The 13054-nt window shown below is 69.1% G+C and carries 18 protein-coding genes; 12 read left to right on the forward strand and 6 right to left on the reverse strand.

The window, feature by feature from the left end; translation table 11 throughout:
* Nucleotides 1–43: 43 nt before the first annotated feature.
* From P7A99_RS16775 to P7A99_RS16800, 6 genes are read left to right on the forward strand one after another with little or no spacing between them, the layout of a single operon-like run.
* Nucleotides 44–544: a DinB family protein gene (locus P7A99_RS16775; RefSeq protein WP_277794916.1), complete on the forward strand. Its 501-nt coding sequence runs from the start codon at nucleotides 44–46 to the stop codon at nucleotides 542–544.
* A gap of 57 nt (nucleotides 545–601) precedes the next feature.
* Nucleotides 602–1072, forward strand: coding sequence for an SRPBCC domain-containing protein (locus P7A99_RS16780; protein ID WP_277794917.1), 471 nt, complete (start codon nucleotides 602–604; stop codon nucleotides 1070–1072).
* The gene (locus tag P7A99_RS16785; protein WP_277794918.1) at nucleotides 1069–1530 is read left to right on the forward strand and encodes an iron-sulfur cluster assembly scaffold protein; all 462 of its coding nucleotides are present in this window, start codon (nucleotides 1069–1071) and stop codon (nucleotides 1528–1530) included. Before P7A99_RS16780 ends, P7A99_RS16785 begins: the two co-directional genes overlap by 4 nt.
* A 53-nt stretch (nucleotides 1531–1583) precedes the next feature.
* Nucleotides 1584–1838, forward strand: coding sequence for a membrane protein insertion efficiency factor YidD (yidD, locus tag P7A99_RS16790; RefSeq protein ID WP_101713535.1), 255 nt, complete (start codon nucleotides 1584–1586; stop codon nucleotides 1836–1838).
* Nucleotides 1835–3811, forward strand: a complete 1977-nt coding sequence (gene thrS / locus P7A99_RS16795) for a threonine--tRNA ligase (protein ID WP_277794919.1) — start codon at nucleotides 1835–1837, stop codon at nucleotides 3809–3811. Before yidD ends, thrS begins: the two co-directional genes overlap by 4 nt.
* Nucleotide 3812: 1 nt before the next feature.
* Entirely contained in the window at nucleotides 3813–4736 is a 924-nt protein-coding gene (locus P7A99_RS16800) for a glycosyltransferase family 2 protein (protein ID WP_277794920.1), read from the forward strand.
* On the opposite strand, the gene P7A99_RS16805 is transcribed toward P7A99_RS16800, so the two are convergent.
* The 5 genes from P7A99_RS16805 to P7A99_RS16825 all read right to left on the reverse strand — a co-directional run bounded on the left by P7A99_RS16805 (nucleotide 4733) and on the right by P7A99_RS16825 (nucleotide 8245).
* On the reverse strand, nucleotides 4733–5275 hold the full coding sequence (locus tag P7A99_RS16805) for a DUF4166 domain-containing protein (RefSeq protein ID WP_277794921.1): 543 nt from the start codon (nucleotides 5273–5275) through the stop codon (nucleotides 4733–4735). The genes P7A99_RS16800 and P7A99_RS16805 overlap by 4 nt on opposite strands.
* Nucleotides 5272–5694, reverse strand: a complete 423-nt coding sequence (locus P7A99_RS16810) for a thiol-disulfide oxidoreductase DCC family protein (RefSeq protein WP_277794922.1) — start codon at nucleotides 5692–5694, stop codon at nucleotides 5272–5274. Before P7A99_RS16810 ends, P7A99_RS16805 begins: the two co-directional genes overlap by 4 nt.
* Nucleotides 5691–6227 carry an SRPBCC family protein gene (locus P7A99_RS16815; protein ID WP_277794923.1) on the reverse strand — a complete coding sequence of 179 codons (537 nt, stop codon included), beginning with the start codon at nucleotides 6225–6227 and terminating at the stop codon, nucleotides 5691–5693. Before P7A99_RS16815 ends, P7A99_RS16810 begins: the two co-directional genes overlap by 4 nt.
* A 59-nt stretch (nucleotides 6228–6286) precedes the next feature.
* The gene (gene galE / locus P7A99_RS16820) at nucleotides 6287–7276 is read right to left on the reverse strand and encodes a UDP-glucose 4-epimerase GalE (protein ID WP_277794924.1); all 990 of its coding nucleotides are present in this window, start codon (nucleotides 7274–7276) and stop codon (nucleotides 6287–6289) included.
* A 90-nt stretch (nucleotides 7277–7366) separates the two neighbouring features.
* Nucleotides 7367–8245, reverse strand: a complete 879-nt coding sequence (locus tag P7A99_RS16825) for an isoaspartyl peptidase/L-asparaginase family protein (RefSeq protein WP_277794925.1) — start codon at nucleotides 8243–8245, stop codon at nucleotides 7367–7369.
* A 122-nt stretch (nucleotides 8246–8367) separates the two neighbouring features.
* Here P7A99_RS16825 and P7A99_RS16830 point away from each other — a divergent pair, with 122 nt between their 5' ends.
* A complete protein-coding gene (locus tag P7A99_RS16830) occupies nucleotides 8368–9366 on the forward strand; it encodes an NADPH:quinone oxidoreductase family protein (protein ID WP_277794926.1) in 999 nt (332 codons plus the stop codon).
* A gap of 36 nt (nucleotides 9367–9402) precedes the next feature.
* Here the strand turns inward: P7A99_RS16830 and P7A99_RS16835 are convergent, their stop codons facing one another.
* Nucleotides 9403–9759, reverse strand: a complete 357-nt coding sequence (locus tag P7A99_RS16835; protein ID WP_277794927.1) for a hypothetical protein — start codon at nucleotides 9757–9759, stop codon at nucleotides 9403–9405.
* 91 nt (nucleotides 9760–9850) lie between these two features.
* Between P7A99_RS16835 and P7A99_RS16840 the strand changes: the two genes are divergently transcribed.
* The 5 genes from P7A99_RS16840 (at nucleotide 9851) to P7A99_RS16860 (ending at nucleotide 13042) form a co-directional block, all read left to right on the forward strand.
* A complete protein-coding gene (locus tag P7A99_RS16840; protein ID WP_277794928.1) occupies nucleotides 9851–10039 on the forward strand; it encodes a hypothetical protein in 189 nt (62 codons plus the stop codon).
* 303 nt (nucleotides 10040–10342) lie between these two features.
* Nucleotides 10343–11248, forward strand: a complete 906-nt coding sequence (locus tag P7A99_RS16845; RefSeq protein ID WP_277794929.1) for a WecB/TagA/CpsF family glycosyltransferase — start codon at nucleotides 10343–10345, stop codon at nucleotides 11246–11248.
* 25 nt (nucleotides 11249–11273) lie between these two features.
* Nucleotides 11274–11489, forward strand: a complete 216-nt coding sequence (locus P7A99_RS16850; protein WP_277794930.1) for a hypothetical protein — start codon at nucleotides 11274–11276, stop codon at nucleotides 11487–11489.
* A gap of 89 nt (nucleotides 11490–11578) precedes the next feature.
* Complete coding sequence (locus P7A99_RS16855; protein WP_277794931.1) at nucleotides 11579–12469, forward strand: SDR family NAD(P)-dependent oxidoreductase; 891 nt, start codon at nucleotides 11579–11581, stop codon at nucleotides 12467–12469.
* A 60-nt stretch (nucleotides 12470–12529) separates the two neighbouring features.
* Nucleotides 12530–13042 carry an SMI1/KNR4 family protein gene (locus P7A99_RS16860; protein WP_277794932.1) on the forward strand — a complete coding sequence of 171 codons (513 nt, stop codon included), beginning with the start codon at nucleotides 12530–12532 and terminating at the stop codon, nucleotides 13040–13042.
* Nucleotides 13043–13054 lie beyond the last annotated feature (12 nt).

The raw sequence follows: 13054 nt of genomic DNA on the forward strand, positions 1-13054 counted from the left end.
CTCTCAAAGAGAGAGGGTTACCGTCCGCGCCACGAGCCGACCCATGCGCGACTATTTCTCCCTGATGGCCGGCTACAACGCCTGGGCCAACACCCGCCTGCTGGAAGCCTGCGAGGCCCTGCCGGCCGGGGCCTTCACCGCCGATCGCGGCGGGTTCTTCGGCTCGATCGCCGGCACGCTGAACCACCTGCTGGTCACCGACCGCATCTGGACCGCGCGCCTGACCGGAACGCCGCTGCCGCCGTACGGGCTAGACACCCTGCTGTTCGACGACCTCGCGCAGCTACGCGCCGCCCGCACGGTCGAAGACGCCAACCTCGCGGCCTATGTCGCCGGCCTCACCGACGAGGCCTGCGCCGCGCAGTTCCGCTGGGTGCGCAAGGCCGACGGCGTCGAGGTGGTCGGCCCGCTGTGGAAGACCCTGGCCCACCTCTTCAACCACCAGACCCACCATCGCGGCCAGGCCCACGACCTGATCGGCCAGGCCGGCGTCGCGCCGCCGTCGCTCGACCTGCCGGTCTACCAGCGCGAGGCGGGGGTCTGAGGCGCTCCCTCAATTCACGCCTGTAGCTCCACCCCCTGGATGTGCTAGATCGCGGGCATGAAACGCGCCGTCGAGCACCGTATCGGGGTCCAGGCCCCCGCCGAGATCGTCTGGGAAGTCGTGTCGGAGTTCGATCGCTGGCACGAGTGGAACCCGCTCTACGTCAAGGCCGCCGGCCAGCTGAAGATCGGTACCGCCCTGACCCTGGAAGAGGCTATCGGCGATCGCCCGGTCAAGGTGATCCAGCCGATCGTCCAGGACTGGGTGCCTTACGAGCAGCTGCACTGGCGCAGCCAGCGCCTGGGCGGCTTCGTCACGGCCATCCGCTATCTCGAGGTCGAGAACATGGGCGAGGCCAACGCCACCTTCTCGAACGGCGAGCTGTTCATGGGCATGCTGGTCAAGTGGATCTCCAAGGACGAGCGCCGCGCGCTGAAGGCGGCCTTCACCGCCATGGGCGAGGCGGTGCGCGATCGCGCCGAGGCCCTCTGGCAAGCGCGCGCGGCCGCCCCATCTGAAGCCGGATGATCGACGATCTCTACAGCGCCAGCATCCTGACGCTCGTGGCCAACATGCCGCGCGCCGGGCGCCTGTCCGCGCCTGACGCCAGCGCCGACAGGACGGCCAAGCTGTGTGGCAGCCGCATCATCGTCGATGTCGTGGTCGAGGACGGCAGGGTCGCCGACTTCGCCCAGGAGGTGACCGCTTGCGCCCTGGGCCAGGCCAGCGCCGCGGTGCTGGGCGCCCACGTGATCGGGGCGGATCTTGCCGAACTTGAGTTGGCCCGCGACGCCCTGGCCGCTATGCTGAAAACGAACGGTCCGCACCCTGCGGGCCGCTTTGCGGAGCTCGCCGTGCTGGAGCCGGTCAAGGACTATCCCGCCCGTCACGCCTCGACGCTTCTGGCGTTCGAGGCCGCGGTCGAGGCTGTCCGGAAGGCCACAGGGGCGACCCAAACGCGAACTAGCCGCGCCGGCGCCGCTTGATCGGTTTCTCGCGGGTGCGATAAGTGCCCGACTCCGTTCGCGAAAGCGCCGGCATGAGCCTTTATCACCGCGTCGTCGACTTCGGCCTGCGCGCCTACAAGTTGACGCTCTCGCCTCTCATCGGGCGCCAGTGCCGCTATCTGCCGACCTGTTCGGAGTATGCGGCCCAGGCGCTCAAGGATCACGGACCCGCCAAGGGGTCCTGGCTCGCGCTGGGACGGATCTGCCGATGCAATCCGTTCGGCGGCTGGGGATACGACCCGCCGCCCCCGCCGCGCGAGCCGCGCAAGTGGATGTGTGAAGAATGATCGATCTGGTTTTCCCCGACGGCTCCTCGCGTCAGTACCCCGACGGCTCGACGGGGCGGGACGTCGCCGCGGCCATTTCCAAGTCGCTCGAGAAGAAGGCCCTGCTGATCAAGCTGGACGGCCAGGTGCTTGACCTCGACCGCGCCCTGACGCCCGACCTGCTGACCGGCGAACGCAAGTTCGAGATCCTGACGCGCGAGGCCCCCGAGGCGCTCGACACCATCCGCCACGACACCGCCCACGTGCTGGCCGAGGCCGTGCAGGAGCTGTTCCCCGGCACCCAGGTGACGATCGGTCCGAACGTCGAGGACGGCTTCTATTACGACTTCGCCCGCGACGAGCCGTTCAGCCTGGACGACCTGGCGACGATCGAAAAGCGCATGAAGGAGATCGTCGATCGCGACGAGAAGATCACGCGCGAGGTCTGGGACCGCGACGAGGCGATCAAGCACTTCGACGATATCGGCGAGCAGTACAAGGCCCAGATCATCCGCGACCTGCCGGGCACGGACACGATCACGGTCTATCGCCAGGGGAACTGGAAGGACCTCTGCCGCGGCCCGCACCTGCCGTCGACCAAGCATGTCGGCAAGGCCTTCAAGCTGACCAAGCTGGCCGGCGCCTACTGGCGCGGCGACCAGAACAACGCCCAGCTGCAGCGCATCTACGGCACGAGCTGGGCCTCGGAAGCCGATCTCGAAGCCTATCTGAAGCGCATCGAGGAAGCCGAGAAGCGCGATCACCGCAAGCTGGGCAAGGCGCTGGGCCTCTTCCACATGCAGGAAGAGGGCCGGGGCATGGTCTTCTGGCACCCCAAGGGCTGGAAGCTGTGGCAGAACCTTGAAGCCTACATGCGCCGCAGCCTCGACCGCGCCGGCTATATCGAGGTCAAGACGCCCCAGGTCCTGGACAAGACCTTCTGGGAAAACTCGGGCCACTGGGACAAGTACCGCGCCAACATGTTCGTCTGCGAGACGGTCGAAGGCGAGATCCTGTCCCTCAAGCCGATGAACTGCCCCGGCCACGTCCAGATCTGGAACGTCGGCCAGCGCTCGTACCGCGAGCTGCCGATGCGCATGGCCGAGTTCGGCGCCTGCCATCGCTACGAGCCGTCGGGCGCCCTGCACGGCCTGATGCGGGTGCGCGCCTTCACCCAGGACGACGCCCACATCTTCTGCCGCGAGGACCAGATCGTCGAGGAGACCGAGCGCTTCATCCGCCTGACGCGGATGATCCACGCCGATCTCGGCATGACGACCAAGTACGTCGCCCTGGCCACGCGTCCGGAACTGCGCGCCGGCACGGACGAGTTCTGGGACAAGGCCGAGGGCATGCTGGCCGAGGCCGCGCGCCTGGCCGGCGTCGAGCCGGTGATCGCCGAGGGCGACGGCGCCTTCTACGCGCCCAAGCTCGACTTCATCGTTCAGGACGCCATCGGCCGTGAATGGACCTGCGGCACGCTGCAGCTCGACTACGTGCTGCCGGAACGTTTGGGTGCGGAGTACGTTGCCGAAGACGGGTCCAAGCAGCGGCCGGTGATGCTGCACCGCGCGATCCTGGGATCGTTCGAGCGGTTCATCGGCATTCTGCTGGAAAACTATGCGGGCCATCTGCCGCTTTGGCTGGCGCCGACGCAGATCGTCGTGGCGACGATCACGTCCGACGCCGACGATTATGCCCGTACTGTCGTTGAGCGGTTGACGGGCATGGGATTGCGCGCGGAGGTCGATCTTCGTAACGAGAAGATCAACTACAAGATTCGCGAGCACAGCCTCGCCAAGGTTCCCGTGATCGCGGTGGTCGGACGTAAGGAAGCGGAGACGGGGCAGGTGGCCCTGCGGCGCCTGGGCGGCGAGGGTCAGCAGATCCTGTCGCTCGACGAGGCGCTGACGGTGCTCGGCCTGGAGGCCACCCCGCCCGACCTGGCGCGCGCCCGTGCACCGCAAGACGCGCGGGAGCCCGCCCGGGTCTGACATGAACAGCATTCTCCCGTCCTTCACGGTCCTCGCCGCAGGCGCGCGTCCCGCCAAACCCTTGGTTTCGGTGGTGATGGTCGTCTACTGGACGGGAGAAGCGCTGGTCGAAAGCATCCGCCATGTGCTGGCCGAGCCGATGGTCGACGAGTTCGTCATCGTCGACAACGGCTCGCCGCCCGAGGACGCCGACATGCTGCGGGCGCTGGGCCTGACCGAGCCTCGGGTTCAGCTGGTGCAGGGCCACGGCAATGTCGGCTTCGCCAAGGGGGCCAATCTCGGCGCTTCGGTGGCGCAGGGCGAGTACCTGATCTTCCTCAATCCCGACGCCAACCTGCAGCCTGACTGCGTGCCGTCCATGGTCTCGGCCTTCCGCGGCCAGCCTGTGCCGACGGTGATGGGCGCTCGGGTCATGAACATCGACGGCACCGAGCAGCGCGGCGGTCGTCGCGGCGAGGTGACGCCCGTCACCACCCTGCTCAGCCTGTCGCAGCTCAGCCAGAAGGTGGCGCGCTTCCGGCGCTTCGAGATCCATCGCGAGCACGAGCCCCTGCCGTCCGAGCCGACGCCGATGCCGACGATCTCGGGCGCCTGCTTCGCCCTGCGGCGGGCGGACTTCGACGCCCTGGCCGGTTTCGACGAGGGCTACTTCCTGCACGTCGAGGATGTCGACCTGTGCTGGCGGGCCCGCCAGGCGGGCGGCCAGGTGCTGTTCCACCCGAACGCCCGCGTCATCCACCTGGGCCACACCAGCCTGGAGCACCCGGTCAAGGTCGAGTTCCACAAGGGGGTGGGCCTGTCGCGCTACTTCATCAAGCGGGCCGACAACATCCAGCGCTACGTGCTGGCGGTGATGCTGGCGCCCCTGATCCTTGGCCTGTCGGTCTGCCGTCCGGCCATCAACGCCCGCCTGCGCAAGGGCTAGGACGGCGGCGGCGCATCCAGCCGCCCGGCGTAGCCGAAGATCACTCCCAGCCATGGATGGGCGACCAGCACACGGAAGCGGTAGGTCCCGTCCCGCGCGAAGATCCGCGCCCGGCTGCGCGGCGCCCAGCCGGCGGGCAGGGGCAGCGGGCCCAGGCGCCAGCCCTCGAAGATCCAGCGGAAGCCGCCCATGCAAGGTTCGGCGTGAAAGCGGAAGGTCAGGAGGCCGACCGCCTCCTCGAAGGCGCGCGGATCGCCGGCTGCGGGGCGAACGTGGGACAGAAAGGCGCGAAGGCCGAACCGGCGCGTCCAGATCTCGCCCCGGCCCGGAAGGGGAGAGATGAACACCGCCGTGTCGTGGAAGCCAGGCCCGGGCAAGCCTTGCAGCCGCCGGACCAGCGCCGCCGCCCCGCCATCGCCCCGTGCCCGCGCATGACCATGAAGACCGACGGGCCGCTCGCCCTGATGGACGGCGCGCACGGCGGCGGGCAGGTTCTCGAACACCCCACCCAGCGCGCGTGGGAACAGGCCTTCGATCATGCCGCCGGCGGCTCCAGCACGAAGCGGGCCCGCTGCTGCGGCGTCGGAACCATGCAGGTCGAGCGCTTGCCCATCAGGCGATAGCGGTTGGCGGCCAGCCAGTCGTAGCCGGCGTCCAGCCACGTCCTGGGCGCCAGGCCGACCACGGCCGCCAGCGCCGACCACGGCGCGCCCAGCCGGCGCAGCAGGGCCAGGATCGCCGCGCTCTTCTCCAGCGCCCGGCCGCCGTCGAGATACAGAAAGCTGGCCGGATGGTCGGGATCGATCCCGTGGGCGATCGCCAGGGCCCGGCCGTAGTCCGACTGGATCGGCGTGAACCGCATGATCCCCTTGCGGTCGATGGCCAGCACCGCCCGCACCGAGCCCGAGCACAGGTTGCACACCCCGTCGAACAGCCAGAGCGGCTCGGGGGCGGTCATGGTCGGTTCTCCAGGCATTCGCGCTCCAGGGCCCGCAGGGCGGCGGGTACATCGCGCCGCATGGCCGCCGCCGCCATCCCGGCGGGCAGGCCGAACGGGGCGCTGACCTTGTTCTCGTAGACCACCCGGGTGGCGGTTCCGTCGCCCAGAGGCGTCAGCAGCCACTGGCCCTCGCAGTCGTCGATGTCGCCGCCGATGCAGCGAAAGCCGATGCGCCGGCTAGGCTCCAGCTCCAGCCGCGACACCGACCGCAGCATCGGCGAGAACAGGCCGCGCTTGATCCAGTGCTCGCGGGTCTCGGAGCGGCCGTCGGCCGCCCGCTCAAGCACGGTGCAGCGCTTGACGCTGGGGGTCATGCGCGAGGCCAGCCGGCAGTCGAGGATGGTTCGCCAGACGCGGTCGGGCGGGGCGGCGATGTCGATGACCGCCCGGACCTCGCCGCGCCCGTCGGCCCCGGCCCGCACCTGCGCCGCCACGTCGCCCGCCGCGACGGCGGGGGACGCCGCGACCAGCCAGACGAGGGCGAGGGCCATGCCGTTCATGGACCTACGCTAGAGGGTTTCCACCCGCGCGGGAAAGCCGCTTTCGCGTCTCAGCGCTTCAGCGCGGTCGCGCCCTCGGCGTGCCAGGCCCAGGCGTGCTGGATGATGTCGTCCAGGCCATAACGCGGGGTCCAGCCGAGCAGGGCGCGGGCCTTGTCGCTGTCGGCCACCAGGATCGGGGCGTCGCCGTCGCGGCGGGTGACGGTCTCCAGCGGGAAGCTATGATTGGAGCGCCGCTCGATCGCCGCCACCAGTTCGCGCACCGAGGTGCCCTCGCCGGTGCCCAGGTTGAAGGCGGTGCTGTGCTTGCCGTCCAGCAGCCATTTCAGCGCCGAGACGTGGGCGTCGGCCAGGTCCAGCACGTGGACATAGTCGCGGATGCAGGTGCCGTCGCGGGTGTCGTAGTCGCTGCCGTAGAGGGTGAACTTGTCGCGCTCGCCGCGGGCGGCGGCGATGGCCAGGGGGATGGCGTGGGTTTCCGGCTCGTGCTTCTCGCCGATCCGCCCCTCGGGATCGGCCCCAGCGGCGTTGAAGTAGCGCAGCACCACCGAGCGGAAGCCCTTGTAGCGGTCCATGTCGCGCAGGATCTGCTCGACCATCAGCTTGCTGCGGCCGTACGGGTTGAGCGGCGCCTGCGGGTGGGTCTCGTCCATCGGCAGGGTCACCGGCGGGCCGTAGGTGGCGCAGGTCGACGAGAACACCAGCTTGTCGACCCCGGCCTTGCGGGCGGCCTCGATCAGGGTGATCGCCCCGCCGACATTGGTGCCGTAGAAGGCGCCCGGCTCGGCGATCGAGAAGGCCACCTCGACGAAGGCGGCGAAGTGGATCACCGCCACCGGCTTGTGCTTGGCGAACACCTCGGCCAAGCGGATGGGGTCGTTGACGTCGCCCACCTCCAGCGGACCCCACTGGACGAACTCTTTCCAGCCGTTGCTGAGATTGTCGTAGACCACGGGCGTGAAGCCGGCCTCGGCCAGGCGCAGGCAGGTATGCGAGCCGATATAGCCCGCGCCGCCGGCCACGAGGATGGCTTGGCTCAAGGTCGCGCTCCGATTTCCATTACGAGTCCGTGGGTTGCCCCGGCTCCCTTCTTGGCGCGGGACTGGCCGGGGTCAAGGGGGAAGGCGTGCTCAGAAGGCCTCGGCCAGGATGGTCCCGTCGGGCATCAGGGCCGCGCGCTTGAGGCCGCTGGAGGCGAACGGCATGGCGACATTGCCGTCCCGGTCCACCGACACCAGGCCGCCATGGCCGCCCAGGTCGGCGACGCCCTGGATGGCGCAGGCCGCCGCCTCGTCCAGGCCCTGGCCGCCGAAGCGGATGCGGTGGGCGATCTGCGCGCCCACGGCGGTGCGGATGAAGTACTCGCCCTGGCCGGTGCACGACACCGCCGCCCAGCCGTCGGCCCAGGCCCCGGCGCCGATGATCGGGCTGTCGCCCACCCGACCCGGCAGCTTGCCGAACACGCCGGCGGTCGAGGTGGCGGCTGCCAGGCGGCCGTCCTGGTCAAGCGCGACGCAGCCGACCGTCCCGGTGGGCAGGCCGCCGGGAGGCGCGTTGTCCTCGAAGGCCCCGGCGCGGGTGTAGTAGGTCTCGGGGTCCGAGATCGTCTCCAGGCCCTGGGCGCGGGCGAAGGCCATGGCACCCTCGCCGGCCAGCATCACGTGCGGGGTCTGGTCCATCACCGCCCGGGCGGCGCGGATCGGGCTGGCGAAGCCTTGCAGCGCGGCCACCGAGCCGGCGCGGCTGGTGGCGCCGTCCATCAGGCTGGCGTCCAGCTCGTACTCGCCGTCGGCGTTGGGCGAGGCGCCCTTGCCGGCGATGTAGAGGCCCGAGGCCTCCAGGGCCGCCACGGTCTCGACCACTACGTCCAGGGCGCCGGCGCCTGCCGCCAGCCGCTCGCGCCCGGCCTCGATCAGGCCGCGCATGTGGGCGATCTCGACCGAGTAGTCATGGCCGCGCTTTGCGCCGGCGCCGCCGTGCAGGGCGAGGGTAAAACGTTTGTTTGACATTTGGCTTTCTCGGTCGTCGCGCCTGCGCTAGCGTCGGCCTTCTAAAGCGCGACAGCCAAAAGTGTGAGCGGTTTTGGCGGCCGTCGCGCGCTCTTAAAAGTAAGAACTCAGGGAGAAGCGAGATGAAGGCGGTGCTCAGCAAGGTGGTCGGCGGTCCCGAGACCCTGGTGCTGGAAGACCTGCCCGATCCGGTCCCCGCGCCCGGCCAGGTGCTGATCGACGTGAAGGCCTGCGGGGTCAACTATCCCGACCTGCTGATCATCCAGGACATGTACCAGTTCAAGCCGAACCGCCCGTTCGCCCCCGGCGGCGAGGTCTCGGGCGTGGTCGCGGCCCTGGGCGAAGGCGTCACCAGCCTGTCGGTCGGCCAGCGGGTGCTGGCGTCCACCGGCTGGGGCGGCATGGCCGACAAGCTGGCCGTCGAGGCCGCCCGCTGCACGCCGATCCCCGACGCCATGCCCTTCGACGAGGCCTCGGCCTTCATCCTGACCTACGGCACCTCCTATTACGCCCTGAAGGACCGCGGCTTCCTCAAGCCCGGCCAGACCCTGCTGGTGCTCGGCGCGGCCGGGGGCGTGGGCCTGGCGGCGGTGGAGCTGGGCAAGGCGATGGGCGCGCGGGTCATCGCCGCCGCCTCCAGCCAGGAGAAGGTCGACCTGGCCATCTCGCGCGGCGCCGACGCCGGCGTCGTCTACGCCCGCGGCCCCTTCGACAAGGACGGCCAGAAGGCCCTGGCTGACCAGCTGAAGGCCGCCTGCGGCCCTAATGGCTGGGACGTGGCCTATGACGCGGTCGGCGGCGACTATTCCGAGGCCACCATCCGCGCCGCCGGCTGGGGCGGCCGCATGCTGGTGATCGGCTTCCCGTCGGGCATCCCGAAGATCCCGCTGAACCTCACGCTCCTGAAGTCGTGCGACATCGTCGGCGTGTTCTGGGGCGCGGCCGTGGCCCGTGATCCGGCCGGCCACGCAGCCAATGTCCGCGAGCTGATGGACCTCTACGCCGCCGGCAAGATCCGCCCTTACGTCTCCGAGCGCTTCCCCCTGGAAAAGGCCGGCGACGCCATCGCTCACCTCGCCAGCCGCAAGGCCATGGGCAAGGTGGTGGTGACCACCGAGTAGGGGTTTACCGCAAGGTCCCCGCCTCTCGGCTTCGGGTCAGGTCCGGTAACCGACCGTGCGAAGCGCATCGGCGGCCTTGAGCACGGGGTCAAGCTTGGCCGCCAGGGCTTGATACCAGTCAGGCTCCTGCCAGCGACCGTCGGCCAGTTGCTCGAGCGGCGGCTCCCATCGCGGGTGAAAGAGGCGCGGAACGGCGCCGGCGAGGTCGGAGAGCTTCGCCTGATCGAACCCTTCCACGAGGGCGCGTTCGGCCTGGTCGAGCACGGTCTCGAACGCCGCGACGTGGCCTTCGTAGCCGGGCGTGACGGCGAGCACGGGAACCAGGTCCGTCAGAGCCGCTATCAGCTGCCGCAGTTGTTGTCGCTTCTCGTCAGGGGTGAAGTAATGCTCCATTCTCAACCTTTCGCTGACCGCTTGCCGGGATGCAAATCAAGGCTTTCCAACTCTCCCGGCCTGAGAGCCACTTCCACGACAGAAGGCGTCCATGAATCTGCAAGAGGCCCAAGCGCCCATCGACCGCGAGATCGCCCTGGCCCTGGTGCAGGCCACGCCGGAAACCTGGGATCGGGCCGAGGTTAAGCTGGAGCGACGCGCGGACGTCGCCGTCGAGAGCATTCGCATCGAAATCTCCAACCCCGACGGCCGTCGTGATGTCGTTTCGCCGACGCAGTAGCTTCAAAGCGCGGCAATCCGGCTAGCCGATGTGTTCATCTCTTTCGGCAAGCCCTGGACGAGCGTCCGTTACCTCGTCTGGCTGGCCGAAGGCGGGGATTGGCGTTTCACGGCCGACTTCAGCTATTGAGCCGGGCCGGAGCCAGGTGTCGTGGTTAAGTTTCGGCAAATCACCCGCTTGCCGTCCCGTTCTGAAACAACAGTAAAATCATACGGTTAAACGGTCGGTAAGGACGTCCCTTAGGAAAGCGGTGAGATCAACTGAGCTATTGCTGCTCTTCGAATAGTCGGAGGCGGCGTTCAGATGTTCCTTCCTGCTCGCGACGCGTTTCCCGTAGAGGCGCGCCGCCCGTACCGTATGAATCGGCGTCCCGAGGAGCGCGTGAAGGTGCTCGGGGGCGAGATGGATCTCGTGCGCCCGGAAGAGGTCTTCCACTTCGTGGCGGGCCGGATCGCGGGCGGCAAGGGCGCGATCGTCGCCAACCACAACCTGCACAGCCTCTACCTGCTTCAGAAGGACCCGCAGGTCGTCGAGTTCTTCAAGGCCGCCGAGCTGATCGAGGTCGACAGCGTGCCGCTGATCTTCTGGGCGCGCATCGTCGGCCGGGCCAGCCGCCGCTTTCACCGCTGCACCTATCTCGACTGGCGCAACGACTTCTGGGCGCGGGCGACCAAGGAGAACTGGAAGGTGTTCTTCGTCGGCGGCGCCCCGGGCGTGGCTGATGCGGCGCTGGAAAACATCCGCCGCGATTGGCCAGGCGCCCAGGTCGAGAGCCATCAGGGCTATTTCGACGTCACCGACGGCTCGGCGGAAAACGAGGCGGTGGTCGAGAAGATCAAGGCCTACAAGCCCGACATCCTGTTCGTCGGCATGGGCATGCCCCGCCAGGAGAAGTGGCTGCTGGAGAACCACAAGAAGCTCGACCCCTGCGTCGGCTTCACGGTCGGCGGCGCCTTCGACTACGAGGCCGGCGTGCAGCTGGCAGCGCCGCGCTGGATGGGCCAGGTGGGCATGGAGTGGCTCTTCCGGCTGATGGCCGATCCCGAGCGGCTGTTCACCCGCTACTGCGTCGAACCGTGGCACCTGTTCGGTCCGGCCATGGTCGACGCCCGCAGGGCCCTTGCGCGGCAGCTGAAGCCGGGTAAGAAGAACGCCGTTCCGCCGGAGGCCGCCTATCGGCGCGCCACCGATCTCGCGCTCAAGCCTTAACCTGACGTCCGTGGGGGACTGACTCATGGGTTTGAAGATCGAAAAGAAGCCGCGTCGCCGGGCCGCCGAGCGCCCCAACGCCTGGCAGCGGGTCTGCGCCGTCTTCGGCCTGGCGGGCCTCGTCCTCGCCTGGGCGGTGATGCTGGTTCCGTGCGCCCTGTGGCTGCTGTTCAGCCTGGTCGTTCGCCGCCCCCAGGGGCGCTCGCCGTTCGGCCGCGCCTCGGCCGCTGACGCCGCGTAAGGCTGGCCGCCCGCGGCGGCCCGTTTCATGATCCTCCCGCGCCAAGCGGCTCGCTTCCAGAGGCCGCGCGCCACGAGGGAGGATGCCGCATGGGCGGACGTCTGGACGGCAAGGTCGCCGTCGTCACCGGGGCCTGCTCGGGCATAGGCCTGGGAACCGTCGAACTGTTCGTCGCCCAGGGCGCGAAGGTGATCGCCGCCGACCTTCAAGCCGAGAAGGGGGCGATCCTCGAGCAGCGCTTTCCCGACGCCGTGCGCTTTTCGCGCTGCGACGTCACGGTCGAGGACGACATCGCCGCCGCGATCGGCCTGGCGACGCAGGCCTTCGGCGGGCTCGACATCCTGTTCAACAACGCCGGCCACGGCGGCGCGCCCAACGGCGTGGCCGACATGACCGGCGCGGCCTGGGACGCGACCTTCGCCGTGCTGCTGCGCGGCCCGGTGCTGGGCATGAAGCACGCCCTGCCGGCCATGCAGGCCCGGGGCGGCGGCTCGATCATCAACACCGCCTCGATCGCCGGTTTGCAGGCGGGCTTCGGGCCGCTGGCCTATTCCTCGGCCAAGGCGGCGGTGATCCACATGACCCGCTGCGCGGCGGCCGAGCTGTCGCCGCTGGGCGTGCGGGTCAACGCCATCTGCCCGGGCCTGATCGCCACCTCGATCTTCGGGGCCTCCATCGGCTTGCCACGCGAGGTCGCCGATCAGATGGCCGCCAGGGTCGCCGAGGTCGGTCCCAAGATCCAGCCGATCGCCAAGGCCGGCCTGCCCGAGGACATCGCCGCCGCGGCCCTCTACCTCGCCAGCGACGACAGCGCCTTCGTCAGCGGTACGCACATCGTCGTCGACGGCGGCATCACCATCGGGCCGCGCAGCAGCTGGGACGTGCGCACGCCCTCGCCGATCCTGGCGGCCATGGGCGTCTCGCCCGAGCAGGCCCAGGCCATGCGCGAGTCGATGATCGCGGGCCAGGCGGCGGAGTAGGGGCGGCGGCGCGCGCGATGGTGCTCGGCTTGTCGCTTGTCGGGTGCTATCTTGAGCTGCATGTGGCCCGAGATCATCGCGCAGTTGGCCTCGACGCCCGAGGTTCTTGCCAGCCTCAATCCGCCTGCGAGCACGCGGGAGATCGATGCGCTGGAGCGCCGGGTGGGCGCGCGGCTTCCCGACAGCTTCAAGGCCTATCTGGCGACGATGGACGGCCAGAACGATCTGGGCGAGACGGCCTGGCTCGTCGAGTACAACCGGTTCCTGCCGGTCGCCGAGATCATCGAGACCATGGACACGATGAAGATGCTGTTCGCCGGCGAGGGGCGGATCGCGCACATCGCGGAAAACCGGATCCGGCCCGTGCTCTGGGACCGGCGTTGGATCCCCTTCGCCGGGTTCATGGGCTCAAGCCATCTCATCCTCGACCTGCATCCTGGTCGCAAGGGCGTGGCAGGCCAGATCTTTCAGTCGTTCCCCGGCGTCGATCTCGAAGACGACGCCACGGTGATCGCCGCCAGTTTCACCGATTTCTCTCGCGATCTGCTGGCGACGCTCCAGGCGCGGTCCTGATCGGGCCGACGG

Source organism: Caulobacter endophyticus (assembly GCF_029543245.1).
Lineage (GTDB): Bacteria > Pseudomonadota > Alphaproteobacteria > Caulobacterales > Caulobacteraceae > Caulobacter > Caulobacter endophyticus_A.